The 26066-nt window shown below is 41.7% G+C and carries 20 protein-coding genes and 3 tRNA genes; 1 reads left to right on the top strand and 22 read right to left on the bottom strand.

The features are described 5' to 3' along the window. Positions 1-50: 50 nt before the first annotated feature. The 20 genes from AC4HAO_RS02535 to AC4HAO_RS02440 form a co-directional block, all read right to left on the bottom strand. On the bottom strand, positions 51-1049 hold the full coding sequence (locus tag AC4HAO_RS02535) for an NAD(P)/FAD-dependent oxidoreductase (protein WP_491093189.1): 999 nt from the start codon (positions 1047-1049) through the stop codon (positions 51-53). Positions 1050-1062: 13 nt separating this feature from the next. Continuing rightward, entirely contained in the window at positions 1063-1785 is a 723-nt protein-coding gene (trmD, locus tag AC4HAO_RS02530; RefSeq protein WP_491093188.1) for a tRNA (guanosine(37)-N1)-methyltransferase TrmD, read from the bottom strand. Further along, on the bottom strand, positions 1775-2293 hold the full coding sequence (rimM, locus tag AC4HAO_RS02525) for a ribosome maturation factor RimM (protein WP_491134481.1): 519 nt from the start codon (positions 2291-2293) through the stop codon (positions 1775-1777). Before rimM ends, trmD begins: the two co-directional genes overlap by 11 nt. A gap of 126 nt (positions 2294-2419) precedes the next feature. Continuing rightward, a tRNA-Arg gene (locus AC4HAO_RS02520) sits at positions 2420-2493 on the bottom strand. A 7-nt stretch (positions 2494-2500) separates the two neighbouring features. After that, positions 2501-2584, bottom strand: a tRNA-Leu gene (locus AC4HAO_RS02515). Positions 2585-2606: 22 nt separating this feature from the next. Next, a tRNA-Gln gene (locus tag AC4HAO_RS02510) sits at positions 2607-2678 on the bottom strand. Between the two features lie 184 nt (positions 2679-2862). Continuing rightward, the gene (locus tag AC4HAO_RS02505; RefSeq protein WP_491093186.1) at positions 2863-3102 is read right to left on the bottom strand and encodes a KH domain-containing protein; all 240 of its coding nucleotides are present in this window, start codon (positions 3100-3102) and stop codon (positions 2863-2865) included. 13 nt (positions 3103-3115) lie between these two features. After that, entirely contained in the window at positions 3116-3388 is a 273-nt protein-coding gene (rpsP, locus tag AC4HAO_RS02500; RefSeq protein ID WP_447452340.1) for a 30S ribosomal protein S16, read from the bottom strand. A 610-nt stretch (positions 3389-3998) separates the two neighbouring features. Further along, positions 3999-5231, bottom strand: a complete 1233-nt coding sequence (locus AC4HAO_RS02495) for an ABC transporter permease (RefSeq protein ID WP_491093185.1) — start codon at positions 5229-5231, stop codon at positions 3999-4001. Between the two features lie 11 nt (positions 5232-5242). Beyond that, positions 5243-5950, bottom strand: coding sequence for an ABC transporter ATP-binding protein (locus AC4HAO_RS02490; RefSeq protein ID WP_447452346.1), 708 nt, complete (start codon positions 5948-5950; stop codon positions 5243-5245). Between the two features lie 13 nt (positions 5951-5963). After that, positions 5964-7103, bottom strand: coding sequence for an efflux RND transporter periplasmic adaptor subunit (locus tag AC4HAO_RS02485; RefSeq protein ID WP_447452339.1), 1140 nt, complete (start codon positions 7101-7103; stop codon positions 5964-5966). Positions 7104-7733: 630 nt separating this feature from the next. Next, positions 7734-10913, bottom strand: coding sequence for a carbamoyl-phosphate synthase large subunit (gene carB / locus AC4HAO_RS02480; protein WP_491134480.1), 3180 nt, complete (start codon positions 10911-10913; stop codon positions 7734-7736). Positions 10914-11326: 413 nt separating this feature from the next. Beyond that, entirely contained in the window at positions 11327-12415 is a 1089-nt protein-coding gene (locus AC4HAO_RS02475) for a carbamoyl phosphate synthase small subunit (protein WP_447452337.1), read from the bottom strand. Positions 12416-12596: 181 nt separating this feature from the next. After that, a complete protein-coding gene (locus AC4HAO_RS02470; protein ID WP_491093183.1) occupies positions 12597-13523 on the bottom strand; it encodes an aspartate carbamoyltransferase catalytic subunit in 927 nt (308 codons plus the stop codon). A 5-nt stretch (positions 13524-13528) separates the two neighbouring features. Further along, entirely contained in the window at positions 13529-14791 is a 1263-nt protein-coding gene (locus tag AC4HAO_RS02465) for a uracil-xanthine permease family protein (RefSeq protein ID WP_491134479.1), read from the bottom strand. A gap of 40 nt (positions 14792-14831) precedes the next feature. Beyond that, complete coding sequence (gene pyrR / locus AC4HAO_RS02460) at positions 14832-15353, bottom strand: bifunctional pyr operon transcriptional regulator/uracil phosphoribosyltransferase PyrR (protein ID WP_447452334.1); 522 nt, start codon at positions 15351-15353, stop codon at positions 14832-14834. A gap of 366 nt (positions 15354-15719) precedes the next feature. Then, the gene (locus AC4HAO_RS02455; protein WP_491093180.1) at positions 15720-16622 is read right to left on the bottom strand and encodes an RluA family pseudouridine synthase; all 903 of its coding nucleotides are present in this window, start codon (positions 16620-16622) and stop codon (positions 15720-15722) included. Next, complete coding sequence (gene lspA / locus AC4HAO_RS02450) at positions 16606-17073, bottom strand: signal peptidase II (protein ID WP_447452332.1); 468 nt, start codon at positions 17071-17073, stop codon at positions 16606-16608. The genes AC4HAO_RS02455 and lspA overlap by 17 nt, the downstream gene beginning before the upstream one ends. A 13-nt stretch (positions 17074-17086) precedes the next feature. Then, positions 17087-17992 carry a LysR family transcriptional regulator gene (locus AC4HAO_RS02445; protein WP_491093179.1) on the bottom strand — a complete coding sequence of 302 codons (906 nt, stop codon included), beginning with the start codon at positions 17990-17992 and terminating at the stop codon, positions 17087-17089. 497 nt (positions 17993-18489) lie between these two features. Beyond that, positions 18490-19188: a YoaK family protein gene (locus AC4HAO_RS02440; RefSeq protein WP_491093178.1), complete on the bottom strand. Its 699-nt coding sequence runs from the start codon at positions 19186-19188 to the stop codon at positions 18490-18492. Between the two features lie 286 nt (positions 19189-19474). On the opposite strand from AC4HAO_RS02440, the gene AC4HAO_RS02435 reads away from it, so the two are divergent. Then, on the top strand, positions 19475-20932 hold the full coding sequence (locus tag AC4HAO_RS02435) for a KxYKxGKxW signal peptide domain-containing protein (RefSeq protein WP_491134478.1): 1458 nt from the start codon (positions 19475-19477) through the stop codon (positions 20930-20932). A gap of 133 nt (positions 20933-21065) precedes the next feature. Here the strand turns inward: AC4HAO_RS02435 and AC4HAO_RS02430 are convergent, their stop codons facing one another. Together AC4HAO_RS02430 and rpmA are read right to left on the bottom strand one after the other, a co-directional pair. Beyond that, positions 21066-25325: a glycoside hydrolase family 70 protein gene (locus tag AC4HAO_RS02430; protein WP_491134477.1), complete on the bottom strand. Its 4260-nt coding sequence runs from the start codon at positions 25323-25325 to the stop codon at positions 21066-21068. A 430-nt stretch (positions 25326-25755) separates the two neighbouring features. After that, positions 25756-26049, bottom strand: a complete 294-nt coding sequence (gene rpmA, locus AC4HAO_RS02425) for a 50S ribosomal protein L27 (RefSeq protein WP_447452327.1) — start codon at positions 26047-26049, stop codon at positions 25756-25758. Positions 26050-26066: the final 17 nt, after the last annotated feature.

Here is a 26066-nt window from a genome sequence, read left to right as displayed (position 1 = left end):
AACTTTCATAATAAAAGCCAAGCTGATTTTATGCTTGGCTGAAGTATTGATTATTCTTTGATAAGTGACGTAGAATGAACAGCACGATTATCGCGTTCTGGGTAGATATAGTTGATAGCATGATTGATAGCGGTGGGTGCTTCACCAAAGCCAGTAGCAATCAAATCAACCTTACCGGCATAGTCTGCAGCATCGCCGATCGCATAGACGCCTTCTTGACTGGTCTGAAAAACAGGTGAAACTTGGATATTGGAGCGTTTGTAATCAAGTCCCCAGTTTCTGAGATTTTTATTGTTGGTTGAAAATCCAAAACTAACAATCAGAGCATCCAGATCTATTTCCGCCTCTTCCTCACCTTTGACCTTCTGAACGGTTAAACTAGTGACCTCTTGGCCATCACCTTTTAAAGCTAAAGGAACATAAGGGGTCATTAATTTTACAGAAGAATTTTTCAGCAGCTCCACGCTATGCTCATGTGCACGGAAGGCATCCCGACGGTGTACAATCGTTACACTCTCAGCTATAGGTTCCAAGTGCAAAGCCCAATCCACTGCCGAATCACCACCCCCGCAGATTACAACCTTCTTATCGGAAAAATCTTCTAGGTTGCGGACATTGTAAAATAGATTGCGATCAGCATACTGCTCTTCTGATTCCAGTCCCAGTCTTCGAGGAGCAAAAGCACCATTCCCACAGGCAATGAGGATGGCACGGCTAAAGTGCTTGTTCTTTGTCGTCTTTATAGTAAAATAATCATCTGTCTTCTCAAAGGTCAAAACTTCTTCTTTCAGGCAAATATCAGTTGTTTCTTTAAAGCGTTCAAGCTGCTTCAGCAGATTTTGTGTCAACTCTAAACCATTGACAGCCGGCATAGCTGGTATATCGTAAATGACTTTCTCCGGATAGAGAACGGCCGGCTGTCCTCCCAGTTCCGATAGAGATTCGATAATCTTAACATTCATACCACGCAAACCTGCGTAAAAAGCCGCAAAAAGACCAACCGGTCCCCCGCCAATGATAGTAATATCTGTTATCTTTTGCTCAAGCATAGATCTCCCTTTCTTACTTATTTATTTCTTGTTTGATCTTATTTAGAATCTTTTGCTCATCTTCGCTCAGTTCATATGTTTCCAAAAGATCTGGCCGTCGCTCCAAAGTTTTGCGTAAGCTCTGCTCCATCCGCCAGAGACGAATATTGTCGTGATGCCCACTCATCAAAACATCAGGTACCGTCATGCCGCGATAATCATAAGGTCGTGTATACTGAGGATATTCTAATAGTCCTGATGAGAAACTATCATCTTGGTGGCTGACTTTCTTGCCGATAACGTCTGGAATTAGTCGAACAGTCGCATCTACTATTGCCATCGCTGCCAGCTCACCTCCTGTCAGCACAAAGTCGCCCAGTGAAATTTCATCAGTAACTAGACTCTTAATTCGTTCATCATAGCCCTCATAGTGTCCGCAGATAAAAATCAACTCTTCCTCTTGCGCCAATTCTTCCGCGTAAGTCTGATTAAAACGTCGCCCTGCTGGATCCAGCAAGATAACTCTAGGATTTTTAGCGGATAATTTATCCATGGTATCAAAAATCGGTTGAGCACGCAGCAGCATCCCCTGTCCACCACCATACGGTTCATCATCAACATGTCGAGCTTTATCAGCCTTGTCTCTAAAATTATGATAGGTGATATCTACCAGCCCCTTCTCTTGTGCTTTACCGACAATAGACTGTTCCAGAGGAGCAAACATATCGGGGAAAAGAGTTAAAATATCAATTTTCATCGTCAAGTCCTTCTAGTACCTCAACGTCAATACGATTAGCCTCAATATCCACATTTAAAATAACTGAAGGGATATAAGGCAAAAGCAAATCACGCTTGCCTGAACGTTTGATGACCCAGACATCATTGGCTCCTGGCTGAAGAATTTCTCTTACAACACCGATTTTTTCATTATTCTCATAAACATTAAGACCAATAATCTCATGGTAATAAAATTCGCCATCAGCTAGATCAGATAAATTGTCCTGAGCCACCTTAAGACTGTACCCCTTAAATTTTTCAATGTCATTGATATGGTACATTCCTTTGAATTTAATGATGTCAAAGTTCTTATGCTGACGATGGCTGGCAATTTCAACTTCCATCACAAAATCATCCTTGGCATCAAAAAGGGCTAATTTCGCCCCTTTTTTGAATCGCTCTTCTGCGAAGTCCGTCACTGATAAGATGCGCATCTCTCCTTGGAGCCCTTGCGTATTGACGATTTTACCAACGTTATAATAATTCATAACAATTCCTTTTCCTTAGAGTTTCCTCACTATTTTACCATGTCCATGTTTGAAATAAAAGTCTATTGTACAGAGAACACTAGCAACGTAAAGTAAAAAAGCCCTCTCAAGAAGAGGACCTCGCTATGCACCCTAGAGGATTCGAACCTCTAACCGCCTGATTCGTAGTCAGGTACTCTATCCAGTTGAGCCAAGGGTGCATTTCTATACCGGTGGCCGGGGTCGAACCGGCACGTCCGTGAGGACACTGGATTTTGAGTCCAGCGCGTCTGCCAATTCCGCCACACCGGCTTGGCATAGAAGCATAAAAAAACTGGGGTAGCTGGATTCGAACCAACGCATGAGGGAGTCAAAGTCCCTTGCCTTACCGCTTGGCTATACCCCAATGCTTCTTTATTTTACTTAAAAAAATACGGCTTGTCAATAGTAAGTGTGAAAAAACGCCTATCAGCTCCCGTTCTGTTTCATGAGTATACATAACCCCCAACTACTTCACTCAGTTAAAAAGCAGGTGCTATTGTCAAATTTAGACTGTTGTTTTTTCACTAAAAAAGCAACAGCCACAGCTGCTACTTTTCATCAATAACGATTCTAACCTTTTTAGTTTCAACGGGTACCGAATAGACAATCGACCTTATCGCTGTGATGGTCCGGCCTTTTTTCCCGATAATCCGACCGATGTCCTGCGGAGCTAAATCTAGGTGGTACTCCATAAACTCAGAGCCGTCTTCTACTTTAATATTGAAGCTATCAGGTTTCGAAATCAAGGGTTTGACGATAGCGATAATAAGATTTTCAATGGTATCCATAGGCTAAGCCTTCTTATTTTGAGTATTTAGAATCGTGGAATTTCTTCATAACCCCTTGGCGAGAAAGGATATTACGAACGGTATCAGAAGGTTGCGCACCTTTAGCTAACCAATCAAGAACACGGTCTTCTTTAAGAGTCACTTGGTTTTCAGCAACCAATGGATTGTAAGTGCCTACGGTTTCAATAAAACGACCATCACGTGGTGCGCGTGAATCTGCAACGTTAATACGGTAGAAAGGTTTCTTTTTAGAACCCATACGAGTCAAACGGATTTTTACTGCCATTTTGTAAAGTCTCTTTTCTATTTTTTGTTTATCAAGGCCGTACGAGCTAGTCCCACGCCCTCTACTGTAACTAGTATAGCACAAATAATAAGACTGTCAAGAAAAAAACTTGACAGTTCTTTACAGTAATACGTACCAGCAAATGCATTAAATGAATTATCGTTAAACATCTGCTTATTATAACCCAATTATTCAAACAAAATTGATAAATCACTACCATATTAATAATTGAGTATTTTCCCTGTGCCTCTTAATAAACTTGTGTGCAATAAAGTGTCCAGAATAAACTACACACTCAATCGCTGTTCTTTTTCATTCCTAATATGATATCTATTAATTATCGATCCTTCCGATAATTAATAGCGCTATGTTTAAAAATGCCGTTGAAAAGAAAGACTATCCAAATACTTCCTAAATACGATTATAGATCATATTTGGAAAGAAATTCCAAATATCGTTTGATAAAACTGAAAAGATAATTTGAAATAAGCAGAATAAACCACCTAATATGGACAGTCACAGCTTTATATAGCTTCCCTCGTTAAACTTTCTTCCAATTTCCAATCACATCTTCTTTCCAATCACATCTTCATGCGATGTGGGTAAATTGTTACTCATATCTCAAAGCCTCAATAGGATCTAACTTGCTTGCTCGATTTGCTGGTAAGAGACCAAATACCGCTCCAATAATAACAGAAACCAGCAGACTGTTGACAATCGTGTTGAATGAAACGACTGGTTTACCTAAACCAATTGAATCACCGGCACTTCTAAGCATGCCAACTAAACCTGAAGCTAATAATAGTCCAATCATACCACCTATCAGAGTCAAAACAATGGATTCAATCAAAAACTGCATCAAGATATTACGGCGAGTGGCTCCCAAAGCTTTTCGCAAACCAATTTCTCTTGTTCGTTCGGTTACAGACACCAGCATAATATTCATAACACCAATACCACCGACTAAGAGAGTAGTAATCCCCATAATACCAATAAAAGTTGTAATGGTTGAAATCTGAGCTTGATATTGCTTGATAGCTTCAGTCAGGTCATACGTTTCAAAATGACCTCCGGAAGCACCTGAGAGCTTGGTTAACTGCTTGGCTGCAGCTTTCCCTGATTTTAGAGACTGATTGACATCAGGTACATGAATATAGATACCACCGATTTCATCTACATTAAACTCCGATGCTAATACGGTATTGGTTAAAATGGCTGTCCCGTTGGGATACATTGAATAATTTGTACTCTCATCAGGATCTTTATAAACACCAACAACTCTAAATTTCTTACCACCGACATCAATAATGTTATTTAAAGCACTATTATAATCAGAAAATAGTTTTTGGGATACTTTTCGATCAATCATAATGTAGCGAGAAGACTGCTTATAATCACCGGTATTAAATCTGCGTCCGGCTAATATTTTGTATTTTTTAACATCAAAATAACTTTGACTTACCCCTGTTATATTGACCTGCTTAGACTTCTTTTGGTTGTAAGAAACATTAGCCGAAGTCGTATTGGTAATATAATAGCCACTTATACCATCAACATTATTAACAATGGTTTGGAGCCATGACTCCTGTACTTTGGGAGCATTTTTAGGTAATTTATCCGTAATAATATCATCTTCTTGGTTGTCATCTGAATTTGAAGTATAGTAGACTTGAACATCATGCTGTGCCTTTGCGATATTCTCGGACATTTTATCCTTAAATCCTGCACCCAGAGCTAAAACCAGAGATACAGCTGCTACCCCAATAATAATTCCCAACATAGTCAAAAAGGAGCGCATTTTATGCCCCATGATCGAGCCGAGGGCAAATTTCCAATTTTGCATCATAACCTCCCTTATTCAATACGGACACTGTCCGTTGTATCCAAGGTGATTTCACCATCTCGGATCACAATCTTACGCCTTGCATAATCAGCAATTTCAGGTTCATGGGTTACCATGATAATGGTCTTACCTTCACGATTGAGCTGGGTTAGCAATTCCATAATCTGGTTGCTGGTTTTAGTATCCAGCGCTCCAGTTGGTTCATCCGCTAGGATAATAGAAGGGTTGTTGACCAAGGCGCGAGCGATAGCTACCCGCTGTTTTTGCCCACCTGATAATTCTGATGGCAGGTGTTTTCTTCGATCCGCCAGCTCAACCTTCTCCAGAAACTGTTGGGAAAGTTGACGACGCTTGGAGCCGCTCATCCCAGCATAAATCAGGGGCAACTCCACATTATCCTGAGCATTAAGCTTAGATAGGAGGAAGAACTGTTGGAAGACAAAGCCTAGTTCCTCATTGCGAACATGAGCCTGCTCAGTTGGACTGAGTTCTTCTACCGCTTCTCCTGATAAGGTATAATAACCTGAAGTGGGACGGTCGAGCAGGCCGATGATATTCATAAGCGTAGACTTTCCTGATCCTGATGGCCCCATGACAGCAAGAAATTCACCTTTAGCTACTGTTAAATCAATGCCTTTAAGAACCTGCAATTCTTGTTCTCCGTTGCGATACGATTTGGTAATGCCCTGCAATTCTATTAAAACGTTTGCCTCATTCATGGTCATCACCTCATTAGTTCTTGCTGACAGAATCTGAAACATTTTGCCCGTTCTTCAGATTGTTGTTAGGGTTACTGATGACTTCTTGCCCCTCATCAATACCAGATAGGATTTGCTGCTGCTTGGCATCGGCGCTGCCAAGACTTACCTTGCGTTTAGTGACCTTTCCAGATTTTTTATCATAAATCCAGACATAAGAATTGTCATTTTGAGTGACAACAGCCTTGACCGGCACTAGGATACCCTCACTGCTATTATCAACTTCTACAGATGTCGTGAAACCTTGCTTCAAATCGCCAAGGTCACTGTTGATATCAACTTTATAGTCATAGGTAGCGCTAGAAGAGCTTGAAGAGTCAGAATTATCTGAGCCAGAAGAACCACTGTCATCAGATTTTTCATTAGGGTAATTTGAAATATAACTGATAGTACCGGTCCACTTTTTATCTGGATAAACCTTAGATTTGATGGTAACAGTTTGGCCCACTTTGACATTGGCTAAATCATATTCTGTTAACGTCCCCTGAATCTGCATCTGCCCCTCACTGGCGACGTGAACCAGAGTTTGGCTGTTTTGGGTTGAGGGATTGACACTTTCAGCTACCTCTACAACTGTTCCGGCAACATCGCTGGTAACAGTCGTTGCATTGAGAGCCTGCTGAGCTTTAGTGACAACGCCTTGAGCATTAGCGTAAGCATCATTTAGAGATTGCAATTGGCTATTATACTCCGCCGTTCCTGCAATAGCTGCATTATCACGCCTGAAAGCTTCAAGGTCACGCGCAGCTTGATTCAAGCCTCGAACAGCAGCGTCATAGTCAGCCTGAGCCGAAGCACTATCGTATTGCACTAGAGCCTGACCCGCAGTGACCTGATCACCGACAGAAACGTTAATAGTAGGGTCAGTTCCCTTTGCAGGATCGTAGTAAACATATTGCTCAGAGATTGATTTTGCTTTTCCCGTTAGAATCGTTGATGAGGCTAAATTTCCTTTTGTGACCCTAGCTACGGTATAAGGGCTTGTCTGAGCGGTCGAATTAAGGATAGCATGCGTTACCATGTACCCACCGCCTAAGAGGACAAGTCCTGTCGCTCCAATAATAATCCATTTTTTACGCTTTGACATTGTTTTTCTCTTACGTTGACGTGCCATATAAAATCTCCTTTAGCCTTTATTAATGATATAGTAGCAATAAAAATTAACTTCTACTCTTACAGATTTGTAAGGTAGGAAATTTTGTATCGTTTTAACAATACAAATATAAAACTTTTATCGCTCTCTGTCAAGTACTATCTGCAAAATAACAAGCCTGTATGACTTTTCTCCATTGTAGCTATCCCCTTACAAAAAAGTAGGGACATTATATTGTCATAATTTTTCAAACAACCATTTTGCAGTTTGAAAGCGGATTGACTTGTCATTACAAGAATTTGCTTTCGCTAGATAGTATAGACTATTTTGACTCTTAGTGAGCATCTATGTCGTGAACGGTCGTTATTTTGTCGTGAATGGTAAAAAATTAAAAATATCTATTAAATTCTGATAATTCGGACTGAAACTTTTTAAGAAAACCCACTAGAATGAGAACAACCATGTTAATCTAAAATGTTAGACTGAAATTATTTTCACGCAAACAAAAAGGAAGAGAGTTTCACATAACTCCTTCCTTTCTGAAAAATAGGTAAAGCCTTTAAGCTTGACATTGGAAATAGGCTAAGAGTTCAAAGAATCAACCCTTACTGCCCAATTTTCGGTTCATGGCTATTTTTATGATGACTGCGGTTAGATAGCGTTTGTCGTAAAGCTCCTGCTTTCCAAAACACGCACCATGGCATCTGCAGTATCTAAGGCTGTAAATAGCGGTACACCAGCTTCAATAGCCGCACTGCGAATAGCTTGTCCGTCCTCATCGGCTGTCCGCTTAGTACCAACCGTGTTGATAATGGCTTGGACAACACCGGTCCGAACCAGGGCTGGAATATCATTGTCATCGTTATCACCCAGCTTATCAACAATGACTGAATTTAGGCCATGTTTTTTGAAATAGCGTGCGGTTCCAGCTGTTGCATAGATACCATAGCCAATGGCATCAAAGCGACGTGCCAGCTCTAAGGCTTCTTCCTTGGTATCATCTGCAATGGTGAAGATGACATTACCGAAGGTGGGCAGGTGGAGATAGCTGGCTTCGAAGGCTTTATAGAGGGCTTTTTCTAGGGTTTTATCCGAACCCATAACTTCACCAGTTGATTTCATTTCAGGCCCTAAGAGACTATCTACTTTAGCCAATTTGGTGAAGGAGAAGACAGGGGCCTTAACATGAACCCGATCACTCTTAGGATAGAGACCGTCCTGATAGCCTAAATCAGCTAGGCTTTGCCCCAAGATTAGTTTGGTTGCAACCTGAGCCATTGGGATATCTGTTACCTTGGATAAAAATGGCACGGTCCGACTGGCACGTGGATTAACCTCAATGACATAAACTGTTTCATCGTGGATAACAAATTGGATGTTCATCATGCCGATACAATTGAGACCAATAGCTAAACGCTTAGTGTAATCAGCAATGGTATCAATAATCTCTTGAGAGAAGGTTTGCGGTGGATAAACAGCCATAGAGTCCCCTGAGTGGACACCAGCCCGCTCGATATGTTCCATGATACCTGGAATGAGAACATTATTGCCATCTGATATGGCATCGACTTCACACTCACGACCAACCAAATAAGAATCGACAAGGACTGGATGGTCCGGACTGGCTTTGACTGCTGTTCTCATATAGGAACGAAGATCGTTTTCATTTTCAACAATTTCCATAGCACGACCGCCAAGTACGTAGGAAGGACGAACCAAGACCGGAAAACCAATTTGTCGAGCAGCCGCAAGTGCTTCTTCTTCGTTAGTAGCTGTATGTCCTGGTGGCTGAGGAATATCAAGGTCTTGCAGAGCTTGTTCAAAGAGATCGCGGTCTTCTGCTCGGTCTAAATCAGCCACTTGGGTTCCTAAGATTTTAACACCGGCCTTAGACAATGGCTCAGCTAAATTAATGGCTGTCTGACCACCAAACTGCACGATAACGCCCTTAGGCTGCTCTAGATCAATGACATTCATGACATCTTCAAAAGTCAGAGGCTCAAAATAGAGCTTATCGGATACGGAAAAGTCAGTCGAGACGGTCTCTGGATTGGAATTCATGATGATGGCTTCATACCCAGCTGCCTGCAATGCTTTAACTGAATGAACGGTTGCATAGTCAAATTCCACCCCTTGACCGATGCGAATCGGACCAGAACCAAGCACGATAACTGATTCCTTATTCGATTTGATTGATTCATTTTCAAAAGCATAAGTTGAGTAGAAATACGGGGTTGCAGATTCAAATTCTGCCGCACAGGTATCCACCATTTTGTAGACAGGGATAATATTATTATCTAAGCGCAGCTGGCGAATGGCTGTAGCATCCATTTCCCAAAGTTGACCAATTTTTCTGTCGCCGAAGCCAAAACGTTTAGCTTCTTTCAAGATACCAAGATTGCCAACATTCTCTTGTAGCTCTTGCTCCAATTCAAAAATATGGAGCAACTTATCCAAAAAGAAGATATCAATCTTGGTCAGGTCTGCAATTTCTTCAATGCTAAAACCACGGCGAATTGCTTCTGAAATATAGAACAGCCGATCATCCTGAGCTTTGACAATTTTCTCAAAGAGCTGATCATCACTAGCTGCCGTTAATTCTGGCATCTCATTGTGATGAACACCGATTTCCAGCGAACGGCAAGCCTTGAGCAGACTTTCTTCAATATTGCGGCCAATAGCCATGACTTCACCTGTCGCCTTCATCTGGGTGCCCAAACGACGTTCTCCATTTTCAAACTTGTCAAATGGAAAACGCGGAATCTTTGCCACAACGTAGTCAAGGGCCGGTTCAAACATGGCATATGTCGTGCCAGTTACTGGATTGATCATCTCATCAAGTGTCAATCCAACTGCAATTTTAGCAGCCAATTTAGCAATAGGGTAACCTGTTGCCTTAGAAGCCAGTGCTGAAGAACGCGATACCCGCGGATTAACCTCGATGACATAGTATTTAAAACTGTGAGGATCCAGAGCCAACTGAACATTACAGCCCCCTTCGATCTTAAGGGCACGAATGATTTTTAGACTGGCATCCCGCAGCATCTGATTTTCAATATCGGACAAGGTCTGAGTTGGTGCAAAAACAATGGAATCCCCTGTGTGGATACCAACAGGATCAAAATTTTCCATGTTACATACTACAAGGGCATTATCAGCACTATCCCTCATAACTTCGTATTCAATTTCCTTGAAACCAGCGATGGATCTCTCAATCAAGCATTGCGTAACAGGCGAGAGCTTCAGGCCATTTTCGGCAATTTCACGTAATTCCTCCTCATTACTACACATACCGCCACCGGTCCCCCCCAGAGTGAAGGCGGGGCGGACAATAACAGGGTAGCCTATCTCGGCAGCAAAATCTAAGGCCTCCTGAACAGTATTAACAATCTGTGATTCAGGAATCGGTTGCTCCAAATCTTCCATGAGCTGCTTGAAGAGGTCACGGTCTTCAGCCTGATCAATAGCTGAAAGCTTAGTTCCCAAGAGCTCAACACCTAATTCATCTAAGATTCCCGCTTTAGACAGTTCCATAGCCATATTGAGCCCGGTCTGGCCACCAAGAGTTGGCAATAGGGCGTCTGGCCTTTCCTTGCGCAAAATGCGGGTCACAAATTCGGTCGTGATAGGTTCAATATAGACCTTGTCGGCGATTTCTTTATCGGTCATGATGGTCGCCGGATTGGAATTGACAAGGACAACTTCGTAACCTTCCTCTCGCAAAGCTAAACAGGCCTGAGTCCCTGCATAGTCAAATTCCGCAGCCTGCCCGATAATAATCGGTCCAGATCCAATCACCATAATTTTTCCAATGTCAGTACGTTTTGGCATTTATAAGATATTAAGGGCATAAAGCAGATATAGCGAAAAGGAACCGAATCCACGACACTAGGTCTAGGGAGTGGTCTATCCTTTTTGCAAGATCTGCAGGGCCGTATTCAGTTGAACCAAATACGGAATTAGAGCCCCTTCTCCTTTCTATTCAACGTGCTCCAATAAAGCATGATACCAAGGCTCGTCAATTGCGAAGTAAAAAATAGCTAACGTGATTCAGACGACAATATCTAAGTAAGATTCATCCTTTTCACACAACAATTAGAGCCTGTTCAAATAAGTTCTGGACCTGTAAAGAGGACAAACAAAATAGGAGATTTGACGAAGAACCGTAGGCTCTAAGAAAATCTCTATTTTGCTAAAGTTCCTTATCCTCAATTCGATTAACTATTATGGTCCAGAGAAAAATGTTACCCTCGTGCTTGTTCTAGCTTAAAAGCATCAATCAGCTCAAGGAATTCATCAAATAGATAGCTGGCATCATGAGGACCCGGAGCTGCATCCGGATGATACTGAACTGAAAATGCTGGGTAGTAGCGATGGCGAACCCCTTCAACAGACTTATCATTAATCTCTTCATGCGTTACAATCAGACTGTCGGGGAGGGTCTCGCGATCAACCGCATAGCCGTGATTCTGGCTGGTAAAATCAATCCGCCCAGTCGCAATTTCACGTACCGCATGATTGAATCCGCGATGCCCAAATTTCATTTTGTAGGTGCTGGCACCGTTAGCTAGACTGAAGAGTTGATGGCCCATACAAATTCCAAAAATCGGAATTTTCCCCTGTATACCACGAATCATATCAAGAGCTTCTGGTACATCTGTTGGATTACCGGGACCATTGGACAGCATGACACCATCTGGGTTAAGATGAAGGATCTCATCAGCCGTTGTGCTATAAGGTACAACCGTCACATTACAATTGCGCTTGGAAAATTCGCGCAGGATAGAGTGCTTGAGGCCAAAATCGACCAAAACGATATTTTTGCCAACACCAGGAGCGGGATAAGCAGCCTTGGTGGATACCTGCTCAATGTTATTAGTAGGCAGGACTGTTGCTCGCAGCTGATCTTGCAGGTGCTCAATACTATCTCCATCATTGGCCAAGGTTGCTTTCATGGTTCCATGCTGCCGTATAATCTTAGTCAAAGCACGGGTATCAATGCCGGAAATACCAGGAATGTTCTTGGATTTCAAAAATTCATCCAGTGACATTTGATTGCGCCAATTGCTAGCCAAACGGGCATTCTCAGCTACGACAACGCCCTTGCAGGTCGGTGTGATAGACTCATAGTCATCACGATTGATGCCATAATTCCCTACAAGGGGATAAGTAAAGGTCAAGATTTGACCATTATAGGATTGATCAGTGATGGATTCCTGATAACCAGTCATACCTGTGTTAAAGACGATTTCTCCAGTGACATCACCGCCAGCACCAAAGGCCTGACCTTCAAATATAGTACCGTCTTCTAAAATTAACAATCTTTTTGTCATAGGTTAGATACCCAAAGGCTACTCGGCTCATCGGAAAGCTAGTCTTGCTTCGCCATTCAAAGAGAGCCTACTACCCTTTTGCTTCCTTTCTTTACTATATCTAGATGAAGTAAGCGTGATAAAGCGAAAGAGACACTCACTTCAATCCTAAGAATTAAACTCTTTTTGCCCAGCCAGTTGGCTACACTTTACCATTTAGAATGGCCTCAACAATAGCCATACGGACAAAAACCCCATTTTGCATTTGAGCTACAATCCGAGATTTAGGTGCTTCTACCAAATCGTCTTTAATTTCCACATCGCGATTGACCGGTGCTGGATGCATGATAATAGCCGTATTTTTCAATTGATCATAGCGCTCCTGTGTCAGACCATAAAGGCGGTGGTATTCCTCTTTAGAAAAACTTTCTGAGCCATCATGACGTTCATGCTGGACTCTAAGCAACATCATAACATCAACATTATCGATAATATTATCAATAGCATCATACTTCCCATAAACATCAAATTCACGAGAGTACCACTCTTTAGGCCCACAGAAATAGAGCTGAGCTCCCAAGCGCTTCAACACTTGCATATTGGATTTAGCAACCCGAGAATGAGTCAGATCTCCGGCAATGGCAATTTTTAAATTTTCAAAAGTCCCAAACTCCTGATAAATCGTCATAAGATCCAATAAGCTTTGACTAGGGTGTTGTCCAGAGCCATCCCCACCGTTAACGATCGAGGTCTGGATAGTTCGACTGTCGATCAATTCTTTGTAGTAATCATCCTGAGAATGACGTACCACACAGATATCAACTCCTAGAGCAGACATGGTAAGAATAGTATCATAAAGGGTCTCCCCCTTGTTGACTGAGCTCGTTTTAGCATCAAAATCGATAACGTCTAATCCTAGCTTCTTCTCTGCTACTTCAAATGATTTATGAGTCCGGGTAGAGCTTTCAAAAAAGAGATTAGCTGCAAAATACTGACGATCCAATTTAAATACCGCTTCTCCTTGCTTGAAGGCTATCCCTCGTCTAATTAACCCCATAACTTCTTCATTGGATAAGATTTCCATTGATACCAAATGTTTGAGAGAAACCATACCATTTGTTACTACCATAAGCTTCAATCCTTTTCTGGAAGAATTTGATAGAGAATAATCCCTAAAAGAGTTGAGAAGGCGACGCTGGTAATCTGCAAACCAGCTACTTGCAGCATAAGTCCACCAATCCCTGAAATCAAGATGACACTAGCAATGAAGAGGTTCTTTTTCTTATCAAAGTCTACTTGATTTTCTACCAAAATTTTTAAACCGCTTGAAGCAATGACTCCAAACAGGGAGATAGACACACCACCAAGTACGGCAGGCGGAATAGATTGGAGCAAGGCTGAGACTTTTCCAACAAAACTCATAATAACCGCAATCACGGCCGCACCAGCAATAACATAAACCGAAAAGATTTTATTGAGAGCCATAACCCCAATATTTTCCCCATAGGAGGTTACAGGGGGAGCTCCAAACAGGCCAGCTATAATCTGAGCTAGACCATCACCAGTCAAAGTGCGATCTAAACCAGGATCCTTAAAGAAATCACGGCCTGTCAAACTGTTTAAGACCATGACATGACCGAAGTGTTCCGTCATGGTAACAAAAGCAATCGGAGCCATGGTTAGGATGGCGCTGGGATACAACCTAAACTGACCATCGCTCAAAAGAATGTGAAAATCTGGAATATCTAACCATGAGGCCTGGGCTACTCCTGAAAAATCAATAATTGTTTGTCCGCTTATAACTCCTAAGCCCAGCGCAAAGAAGTAACCGACAACCAACCCTAATAGAATAGGAATAACAGCAACAATCCCTTTACCATAGATACTAAAGGTGATAACGGCAAATAAGGTGACCATTGAAATAGCCAAACTAGTAAGACTGTAATGCCCATCAATGGTCATCGCATCGTTGACGGCTGACGTCGCTAAGCTAAGGCCGATCACCATGATAATCGGTCCGACAACGATAGGCGGCAGAACCTTATCAATCCAGTTTTTTCCAACAAATCTGACCAGTATTGCTACCAAAAGGTAGACCAAACCGCCAGAAATAGCGCCTTGAGCTACAGCGGGCATACCGTCTGTTTTGAGAAGGGTCTGCATGGTTGCAATATAAGCAAAGCTTGACCCCATATAAGCAGGGATCTTATACTTGGTAACAGACAGATGTGCTAAGGTTCCTAAGCCGCTAGAAAAAAGGGCAATAGCAGGGTCAATACCAACCAGAATAGGAACCAGCACCGTTGAGCCAAACATAGCAAAGAGATGCTGAAAAGATAAGCCCAGCAAGAGTCCGGTCTTCGGTCTGTCACCAATATCGTATTTAATTTCTTCCATTTACGACTTCCTTACTAATTCCATTAGGCAGTCCAGAGAGTTAATTAGACTCACTGATAGTAACCCGGTCGCTACCGTCTACCTCAACCATCTCGACAGTAATCGCTTCTTCAGAACTCGTTGGGATATTTTTGCCAACATAGTCTGCACGAATAGGCAGTTCACGATGGCCGCGATCAACCAAAACGGCTAAACTAACACGAGCTGGGCGTCCAAGACTGACAAGATTATCGATGGCTGCTCGAATAGTACGGCCAGTATAGAGAACATCATCAACAAGAATAACATCTCGACCGGTTACATCAACCGGCATAGTCGTTGTATCCTGACTTGCTTTAATGTCATCGCGGAAGGGTCTGATATCCAACTCTCCAGTTGGAACATCAATAGCTTCAATCTGTTTGAGACGGTCTTGAATCCGACGAGCGATATAGACTCCTCTGGTCTTGATTCCAGCCAAAACAAGATTATCTAAATGTTTATTGCGCTCGATAATCTCATAGGTGATACGGGTGATTGCCCGTTTCATGGTGACGTCATCAACGACTTCTTTTGTTTTCATAAGAAATCCTTCCTTGTATATATTTTTTGAACAAAAAATCTCCCTGCCCTTGCAAGGAGATGACACAAAATAAGAGATATAGGTATAGCCTACCCTATCATTTTTTCTGAGCATGTCTCCTTACCTGCCTCTCTGGACAGTTTTAAAGGATTTTATTCATTGGGCTCATTATAGCAAAAACTATCAGCTAAGGCAAGAATTAACCGTAAGTCTTTTACTGTCTAATTAGCGCCTAGTTTTTGAAGTTAAATTGGTAAAACTAAACTTTTGAAAGTGACGGTTTGTCCTCTACACCTGAGGGATGGCAAAGGCACCATAGATTTTTGGTCCATTGTCACTCCTGTAATAGATATTAGGTAACACGCCCTATCGCAAACGCCCCTGCTGCAAGGCTTCTAAGGTCTCTTGGAAAAGCTGCGGGGGTTGAATAGAAAACTTAAGAAGCTCCCCTGTCGTCGGATGGGTAAAACCGATTGTCTCAGCATGCAAGAACTGTCCCTCCCCCTTAAGCGTTTTACGGGGAGCATAGAGAGGATCACCAGCTACAGGATGACCAATGTAGGCCATGTGAACCCGTATCTGGTGTGTTCGCCCAGTCTCTAGGCGCAATTCGACCAAGCTGTAGTCACCAAAACGCTCCATAACTTGGAAATGCGTCACAGCTGGCTTTCCCTTGGCTGTCACAGCCTGCTTCTTACGATCCTTGTCTGAACGTCCAATAGGAGCCTCGATCACTCCGCGATCATTAGGCAGATTGCCATGGACAATAGCCAGATACTTTCTCAAAGACTTCTTATCCTTGAGTTCATCTGCCAAAGCCTGATGAGCCTGATCGTTTTTAGCAATCATCAGCAAGCCTGACGTATCTTTATCAATACGATGAACAATGCCAGGTCTCACCACGCCATTAATAGTGGATAAATCTTTGATGTGGTAGAGAAGAGCATTGACTAAAGTCCCAGAGGTGTGACCGACAGATGGATGAACAACCATACCTTGCGGCTTATTGACAACAGCGACATCGTTATCTTCATAAACAATATCAAGTGGCAGTTCCTCAGCCTCATAAGTAAGCTCAACTGCCTGTGGTTCTTCATAGCTGATGATGTCACCTCGTTTGACGGCATATTTGGCCTTTTGTGGGCAACCATTAACAGTAACAAAGCCGTTTTTAATCACCTCACTGGCTTGGCTTCGCGATAAAGCTGTCATTTCTGCCAGTGCCTTATCCAGACGCAAGCCCTCCGCTTCTTTAACGATCACTTCCATCTTTTTCTTCCTTCCAAACTGCAATCATTAGCAAGAACACGCCTAGGCTGAGGCAGGAATCCGCTAGATTAAAAACAGCAAAATCAATAAAATCTAAATGAATCATATCAACAACATAGCCTAAACGCAAGCGATCAATAAAATTAGCAAGACCGCCAGCAATAATGAAAACCAAGGCGGATACCAGCCAAAGAGAATCATAAAAATGACGGTACAAATAATAACCTGCCCCACCGATAACAAGAATCGTAATCAAAGCAAAAAGCCACTGCTGATTCTGCAAAATAGAAAAAGCTGCCCCATAATTGCGGACATAGACCAAACTAAAAATAGGCGATAAAAAAGGGTGCCTCTCTCCTTGACTGAGATGACCAACAATCCACCATTTACTCACCTGATCGAAAATGATTAAGCTAATCATACTTAAGGGAACCAAAATCCTTCGTTTCAACACTAGAGACTCCTTAGGGTTTAAAGGTTTCAAAATACTCAAACATAACATTAATAAATTTGAGGGCACAAGCTGATAAGACCTTATCAACACGCTTGACGTAGACCATTTTATTATCTAAATCGTCTTCCAGCGGTATCACAGTAATGCCATTAACACTGCGGCTGTCGAGAAAGCCTGATCCAGTCGCATACGCATCTGTTCGCTCAAGTATACCATTTAGGGTAGCGCGGTCAGTTACGTTAAACATCAGGGAGCTCTCTGTTGTATCAATAAAATTTTCAGAGTAATAAGGATATTCATCCTTCTCTTGGGTAAAGCGCACTGTCGGCAAATCTACCAAATCTGTCATTGTCAATCGCTCTTTCTTAGCCAAAGGATGATTCTTACGCAGATAAATATGAGTCTGAAATGGAATTAAATCGACTAACTCCAAACCTAGCTTATCCATTTTTTGCTGAATGCCTTTGCTGTTTTGACGATTCATGTAAATGATGCCAATATCACTGTGTCCCTGAGCCACCTCATCCAAGATCTGCACGGTAGTAGACTCAAAAATTCGAAAATCCTTATAATCTGGGTACCGTTCAGAAAACGTAGTGATTAGAGGTGGCAAAAAATCATAGTGTTGACTAGCAATAGAGAATTGCGGATTACTATTATCAGGTTTCGTGTATTGTTTTTCAAATGAATCAAAACTGCGAACAACATCAAGGGCTCGTTCGTAAAAGGACAGCCCTCGGCTAGTAAGAACAGCTCCAGTTGTCGTTCGTGTAAAAATCTGAAAGCCTAACTCAGATTCCAAATCTTTAACAGCCACGGATAGACTGGGCTGACTAACGAAAAGTTTAGAGGCAGCTTCACGAAATGTTCCACTGTTGGCAATAGCAACAACATAGCGCAATTGTTGAATATTCATAATATCTTCCTTCTAATATCACTCCCTTTATTATAGCAGAAAAAAACAGTCCAGTGGACTGTTTTTTCACGAGCCTAAAAATATAAAAGCGAGTTCTGTCCAGCGGACTGTTTTTTCACGAACCTAAAAATATAAAAGCGAGTTCTGTCCCTGTTCAATGCTTCTTTCAAAAATATTAGACACTTTCCTAAACAAGGAACTAGCGTCTGTAAGCTAGGCAGCAAGCGTCCCTATTGGAACAATTTTAACTAACCTAGCTGTCGCTGCTTCTATGGCTTAGACCGTCTTAACAGCTGATCTTGCTTCCAAATATTGCTAGTGCAGTTGAGGGGGCGCAATGGCTATCTAGTGTTTGTCGGCATTGAGAAGTTTACAATATAGTTTTTCTTCCATGCTACTTTTCTCGTTTAGAAAATTGATTCCTAGAGCAAGCAAAAAAGAGGGAACCTAGGGTCCCCTCCGATCTGTTGCATATGAGAAAATCATCTTACTGCAGGCTAGATATTATCCTTCTCCAATTGGTAAGCCTTAACCAAAGTTGTATAAACTACAACAATAGCCAAGAGTACGACAGTAACACACCAAATAGCGTAGATATGAAATATATGTGTCAGTAAACCTGTTATGACAGCACCGCCAACAAAGCTTCCTACCACGATACTATAATTAATCGCTTGGCGCCTAATTATTTCTTGTTCTCCCTTATTCCGCAAAAAATCAAACCAAGCAGCAATCATTTTATGGTAATTCCCAGATGTCATCATAATTACATAAGCATGATGCTCAATTTTCGTTCCTCTAAAGGTCAAAATCATTATCCCTGTACTTGCTGCCAATAAGGAAATCCACACCAATTTATCAACAGGAAAGAGGGGGTATAGAAGACTGCTAAACAGCAGAGGGAGAACGCCAAAACTGCGCCAATAAGCATTTTTGGCATGTTCTTTAAGCAAGATACCTAGCAAGAAGCCAAGTGTGAAGAAAGTTAGAGAAAGGATACTCGCAATTGTCTTTTCAGGCCTCCCCTGACCCCAATTTGCAATCAGCAAAATAATGTTACCCGTCTGCGTTGCAATTAGAGTACCAAATTCCATATGCGAAAAGACATCCAAACAGCCTCCTACCGATCCCAGAAAGAATGCCATTACACGAGTATCTTGTGGCATAACAGCTAATTTTCGAGCTGATTCTGTCATTAAGTCCTCCTATCTATCACCGGAATTACGTAACCTATCTGCTATAACCACTTAGCTCTATTCTACTCTTTTGTCCTTAAATTTTCAATGAACTTTTAGTGGCGTTTTCACATAGTATTATTAAAGTTCAATTAGTTTTCTTGATAATGAACATTCTTGCAGAAAAGTTAGCTTTTTATCAACCAGATTACAAGTTGTAATCGTTTCAAAGTCTATGGCATCAAGCTTTATTTGATATGGTACAATATTGGCGTCTTACAATATTACTGTATAAGGAGGTTTAATTATGCAACGAAAGACAACTTATAAATTACATAAAGTTAAGAAACATTGGGTTACCATTGCTGGTACTGTTACAGCTGCTTCAATCGCCCTATTAGCTCAAAGTGGACAGGTTCAGGCAGATGAATCAGCTCAAGTTATTCCACAAGCAGCTTCAGATGCTATTGCAACTAAAGCTGATACTGCTCAATCTCAGACAGAAGAATCGGTTAATACTGCTGTACAGACAAGTGAATCAACTCCAGAAGCACCATCGACAGAACAAGCCAAAGAACAGGAGTTGGTTCCTGTTAACCATTCTCAAGATGCACAAGCTGCGCCAGCCGAAAAATCAGCGACTACTGAAAACACTGAAACACCAGTCGTAACTCAGGTACCAAAGGACTTCCCAACAGTAGAGTTACCAGAAGGTCATTTGTCAGAAGAAAACACTTCTGCTACTAATAGCAAAGGTGCTAGTGATATTTCTGCCGATAAAGAACAAACAGAGACTAACAGCGATCAAGATAATAAGGCTGCCGCTGATTCAGCACAGGCGACTACGACGATTCAAGACAGTCACGTTATTGTGACGGAAGCTGGTCGTGCAACAGCCAACCAGACACAAGACGGCTGGGTTAAAGATCGAAACACAGGGCAAACTTATTATTACCGAAATGGTCAAAAAGTCACATCCTCAATCACTGAAGGAAATAAAACTTATTACTTTGACCGTTATAGTGGTGCTCTTTTGACTAAGCATTGGTATCTTAGACATATTACGTCAGATTTTGATGCTTGGCTTTATCTTGGAGAAGATGGGGTAGCTGTTACCGGTTATCAGACTATTGAAGGGAAAAACTATTATTTCAATGAATACGGTAGTCAAATAAAAGGAATGGCTGAGGATACCAATGGAAAACCCGTGATGACCGATCTTAATACCGGAGTTATTTCACGTGTCGAGTTTACACCAAAAACCTTCTACACCCCCGGCAGCAACAACTGGTATTATGTAGATGAAAACGGAGCTCTTGCCAAGGGTTGGAAAACTGTTAATGGGCAAAAGCTTTACTTTGATTCATCTGGTCGTCAGGCAAAAGGCGAAGTCGTAACTACCGATGGCAAACTCTACTACTTCGATCAAGATACTGGTGAGATGTGGACCAACCGTTTTGTTGGCTACACCCACTATAGAAAGACGTCCGCTGCTCCAATCTATGGTGTCCCACAAAGAGTTTGGTACTACCTTACTGAAGATGGCTCTGCTGCTTCTGGACTTGTAACTGTCAATGGGCAAACCCTCTTCTTTAGACCTAATACTCATGAACAAGTCAAGGGCGAAATGGTTAATACAGATCAAGGCCTGCGCTACTTTGACCCTGAAACAGGTGATGCTTGGCATGACCGTACCCATGTTGAAATCAATGGTAAATACTACGATTTTGACAGCGAAGGTATTGCTCATGAAGTAACCGGCTAACTAATTGTATAACTGATTATTGATAAGCACAGTAGCCTAACTACTTAAAAAAAGTCCTTTCCCTAAATAGGAAGGACTTTTTTGTCTGTATAAAAACTATTATAAGTTTTTGTACAAGTCTGCACAGTGACGATTAAAGGCGGTAAGCAATACCTCTGTAATCAACATAGTACCAGCGACCATTTGCGGCTCTAACAGTACGATTATACACTTGTTCACCAGAGTCAGCATCGTAGAAACGATAATGACCATCACGGCCTCTGGCTACGTCACCTTTAACTTGTTGACCATTTTCTTTGAAATAGAGACGTTGACCATTGATCGTTTGTGCACCTGTTACAGCAGCACCATCACTTCCAAGGTAGTACCAGTTACCAGCATTGTCAGAAGCAAATCGATTTGTCCATGCTTCGCCGCTGTTAGCATCATAATAGTGAGTTTTACCGTTCTTATCAGTTGCAAAGCCACCCTTAACTTGTTGGCCATTTTCCTTGAAATAGAGATGCTGACCATTAATAGTATGAGTACCTGTTACAGCTGTACCATCACTTCCAAGATAATACCAGTGACCTGATTTATCTGCGACAAAAGTATTGACCCACATATCTCCGCTGTCAGCATCATAGAAGCGGAGTTTGCCATCATTACCAGTGACAAAATCACCTTTAACTTGCTGACCATTAGCTTCAAAATAGAGGTGTTGTTTACCAATAGTTTGAGCACCTGTTACAGCAGCACCATCTTTGCCAAGATAGTACCAGTGGCCTGACTTATCTGAAATGAAAGTATTCATCAGGGCATTACCACTATGTTCATCGAAATAGCGAACTTTACCATCGCGAGCAACGATGATTTGCCCCTTGACTTGCATACCATCCTTCTCAAAGTACTGAATGTTGCCATCAACAGTTGTCAATCCGATAGCCATCACGCCATTCTTAAAGTAACGCCATCCATTACCGAATTGTTGGTAGCCATTTTCATAGCGTTTACCATCATTGCCGAAATAATATGTATTTCCTTCAGCATCAGTGTAAGTACTGTTACGCAGGGCAACACCATTTTCAAGGAAGAAATAGTTACCGCCGTTGATGTTTTGCGCACCATAGACCATATAACCATCTTTACCGAAGTAATAGAGGTTACCGCCTTCGTTGATAAAGCTGCCTTTGACTTGCTCACCAGTTGTACTTGAGTTATAGATATAACCTTTACCATCGTAACGGATACCAGCAGCAACTGATTTCCCAAGGAGAGCATTCGGCAAGAAGAGCTTATCTTTGTCTACATTGAAGTAACGGTCGGTAACTTGATCACTGAGAACATAGTCTGAACCGCGTCCAAGGATATTGCTTCCGTTAAGGTATTTAGCAGACCATTGCGTAATTTTAGTTGATGGGTCGATTGCCTCACCTGTTGAGATTTGTTTTCTCTCAAAGATTTCAGGATATTTGGCTTGCAATTCATCCAAGAAAGCACCACCGTATTTAGCTTGGTAATCATCTCCGCTACCTTTGGTATCAGTAACATAGAGTGTATTCTTAATAGAGCTACCGGCAGTTGGACGACCAAATTTATCTGTACGTGTTACAGAAACGACTTCCTGTTTAGGGAAGGTGTACAGTTGGTCTGGAACCCAGTCTGCCATTACCTTGAGGCCCTTAGCATGCAGCGCCTTGATGGCTTTAACTAGGTGTTCTGCTGTACCATACTTATTGGCTTTTGACATACCAAGATCATAGCGATCAGTGAAGGCATAACCATTTTGGATAACCGAATCAAGGAACTGACCGTCTGTAGATGACACATACTGAGGAGCCATTTCAAAGTCAGTAATACCCCATGATACGAATTTGTCAACATTGTTAGCGATGACAACGTTAGTGTACTCTTCTTCCTTAGTTGCAAAAGCTTGGAAGTTTGAGAAACCTTCAAACATAACGCGTGAATCCATAGCAGCATCTTGGTGAAGTGATTTACCATCAGTGTTTGCTGTTTCAGTAGCTGCTACACGGATATCCTGGTTAGCTGGTGCTCCGACTGGCACCCAGACTTGAAGGAAGCCAGAGACTTGAGGGTTAGCAACACCAACAAGATCGTCTTCTAGGAAGTACAAGTAGCCATTCTCATCTGTACGGCGAGTCAAGCCAGCTTTAGCAGCATCAGCATCGGTAGCATATGTCGCAACGCCGTCCTTAGTTGAAACCATGAGAGCACGGTACTCTTGGTTAGCATGGGCAGCTCCCATATTAAGGGCAACAACTTGACCTTTATTCAACTTAAATCCAGGTTGGTTCCCCATAACAACACCAACACCAGAGGTACGGGTTGTAGCATCTCCCTTGTCTGTTGCTTTCAAAGCACCTTTACCAAAACGTACAGAGGTAAGGATTTCACCACTTCCAATGTTGTAGTTTTGCATGCGTTGTCCACCTGAAACGTACTTCATACGTGCTTTCAGGAGGGATTCAATCGCATTGTAGTTCACCGTTTTGTTAGCCATGTATTGGCCATCATCAGTAAACATATCTCCATAGTATACACGAGGGATTGAGCCCTTGTTTGTTAGGAGCAAGGTGTAAGAAAGAGGCACATTGTAATGCGTATATTTCTTATCAGTTTTCTTCAAGTCTTCGTTGTAGATCTTGAAGGCTTTATCAATTTCTTCTTGCGTAAATGAGTATCCGAATGAATCTGGATTAATTTCAGCTTTGATGATATCGCGAATCAAGTCCTGTACTTCACTATCGTGGGCACGAGCAAAGCTGTAGCTTGGAATTTCTTCAACTTCGCGTTCATCAAGTTCACGATCAACAACACTGTTGTGGATCAATGGATTCAAACCTGAACGGATATTAGTTGGTTTAGCCAATGACCAAAGCATTGACAAGCGGAACTTATTATCCATATTCATGAGGTTGTCGCCCTCATCATGAAGATATGGTGTATCGTTATCACTCCATGCTTCTACGATAGAGACGTGATCGTTGGCATTCTTATTATTTTGGTGAATCTTATAAGCTGATTTAAGGTAATCGCTAGAAATTTGCAATAAGTCTGCGTCAACGTTATCTACTGCGTCAACACGGATGGAATCAAAGTTGGCATCTGGATCGTTCGCATAGATGCTACCAAAATTAAGCAGATAATGAAGCCAGTTAAGCTGCTCTGCCTGTACAACTGGGTTTGAGTTATCCACATCATTAGCAAGGAGGTACTCATAGCCACCGAGTGGGTCATTAGGATTGTATTTATATTTAGAACTTAACTGACCAGTTTGCGAACTTGGTGTGCGATTAAGCAGACGGTAGCTCGACTGGGTATCTGGTGTTAAAGTGCTTTCATTATCAAAACGAAGAGCACCATTTTGCAAGTGATCATCGTAAGGCTTTTCACTTTCGCCATTCCACTGAGATTGAGTCTTGACAAAGGCAGAAATAGCTTCACGAAGCCACTTAGTATTTTGTTCTGAAGTAATTTTTTGTTCAATACGCACTTGTATAAGCTCAGCTGCACTTGCTAACTGTGCCTGACTTGCAGTATTTGAATAAGCCTTATCAATTCCCAGAACATTGTTCATGTAGTTGACATAGTTGCGTTTAGTTTCTGTGTCAGGCCACCATGCCATCAAGAGCGGGCGAAAATCGTCCTTAGTTGATTCTGTCCAAGTTTGACCATTTTTGAGGATTGATTTTGGACGGTACCAAGAATCAGCTGTCAGGTAGTTATCAATAGCTTCAAAGTTTTCAGCTGCTGTACTGTAGGCACGGTTGTTGCTAGTAAAAGCAGTTTCCGCACGATTGAGTTCAGAGGTATTTCCAGCAGTGCTTTTCGATGTATCTTTGTAAGCACCATTTTCATCAAAATAAAGGATAGTGTCACCGACGCTAACAGCAAAGTTCTTTTTAACATTGCCATCTTCATCGTAATAATAATATTTGCCGTCCACCTGTTTAACATTAGACAAAGAAGTTAAGGCTTCAGGAACTGCATTAGCTTGTTCTTGGGCCGCTACTGCTTTTGATTCAGCAAGGGCATCAGCTGATACCTCAGGATTCGCATTGGCTGCGACATCCCATTGAACCGTTTCAGCACTGGCAGGAGTTTCAGCTTCATTTGCTTGTTCCGCTTGATTAGCAGCGGCCTCATCGGCAGCAACAGCTTGAGGCTGTTCAGATGTTGCTGTAGCAGGCAGGTCTTGGGCTTGAGCATCTTGCGCAGCATTAACCTGATCGCTAGCAACAACAGCCTGATTAGCTGTTTCTTCAGTTGTCTCATCGGCGCTGACACTTGAAGCACCTAAAGCTGAGACTAGCATTGTGGCAGAGGCTACAGAGACAGTTACCCATCTCTTTTTAACCTTATGCATCTTGTAATGTACATTCTTCTCCATGTATGGAGTCCTCCTAATTTGAAAATAAATCGCGCACCTAAAATTTTTAAAGATTAAAAAATTTCAAGCGTCAAGTTATTTTAACATTTTTTACAAATTATTTCTAGTTATTTATAATTTTTATGAGAAATTTTTTATTGATATAATAGCTTTAGTTTTATTTTTTCAAAAAAATAGGATAATTTTCTGAAAAATTAATTTTTGTTATCGCTTTCTTTTTTAACACCATATTACTATAAATCATTAAATGATTTCCCTACTATTTTACTTTCATTATGACCGCTTAAGCGACTATTAGATCGTTTTTCGAGGGCAGTTACTGCTCCGCTTGTTATTACAAAGTCATTAAAACTTTTTTAGTATTAGTATCAGTAAAAAATTACAAAGAAAAGACAGGCCCAATTGAGCCTGTCTTGAGTAAATAAATTAATTATTTTGCGATTGGGTAAACAGATACTTGTCTCTTATCGCGTCCTTTGCGTTCGAAACGAACAACACCTTCAACTTTAGCAAAGAGAGTATCGTCTCCACCACGGCCTACATTGGCACCAGGGTAGATATGAGTTCCGCGTTGACGGTAAAGAATTGAACCACCTGTTACCGTTTGACCATCAGCAGCTTTCGCACCAAGGCGCTTGCTTTCTGAGTCACGTCCGTTTGATGTAGAACCTCCACCCTTTTTGTGGGCGAAGTATTGCAAGTTAGAAAGATTAAGTTTAAGCATAATAATATCCTTTCGTT

This window comes from Streptococcus sp. ELY_137 (assembly GCF_058314515.1).
Note: the sequence above shows the minus strand (reverse complement) of the source record. Positions and strands in the feature narration are given on the sequence as shown.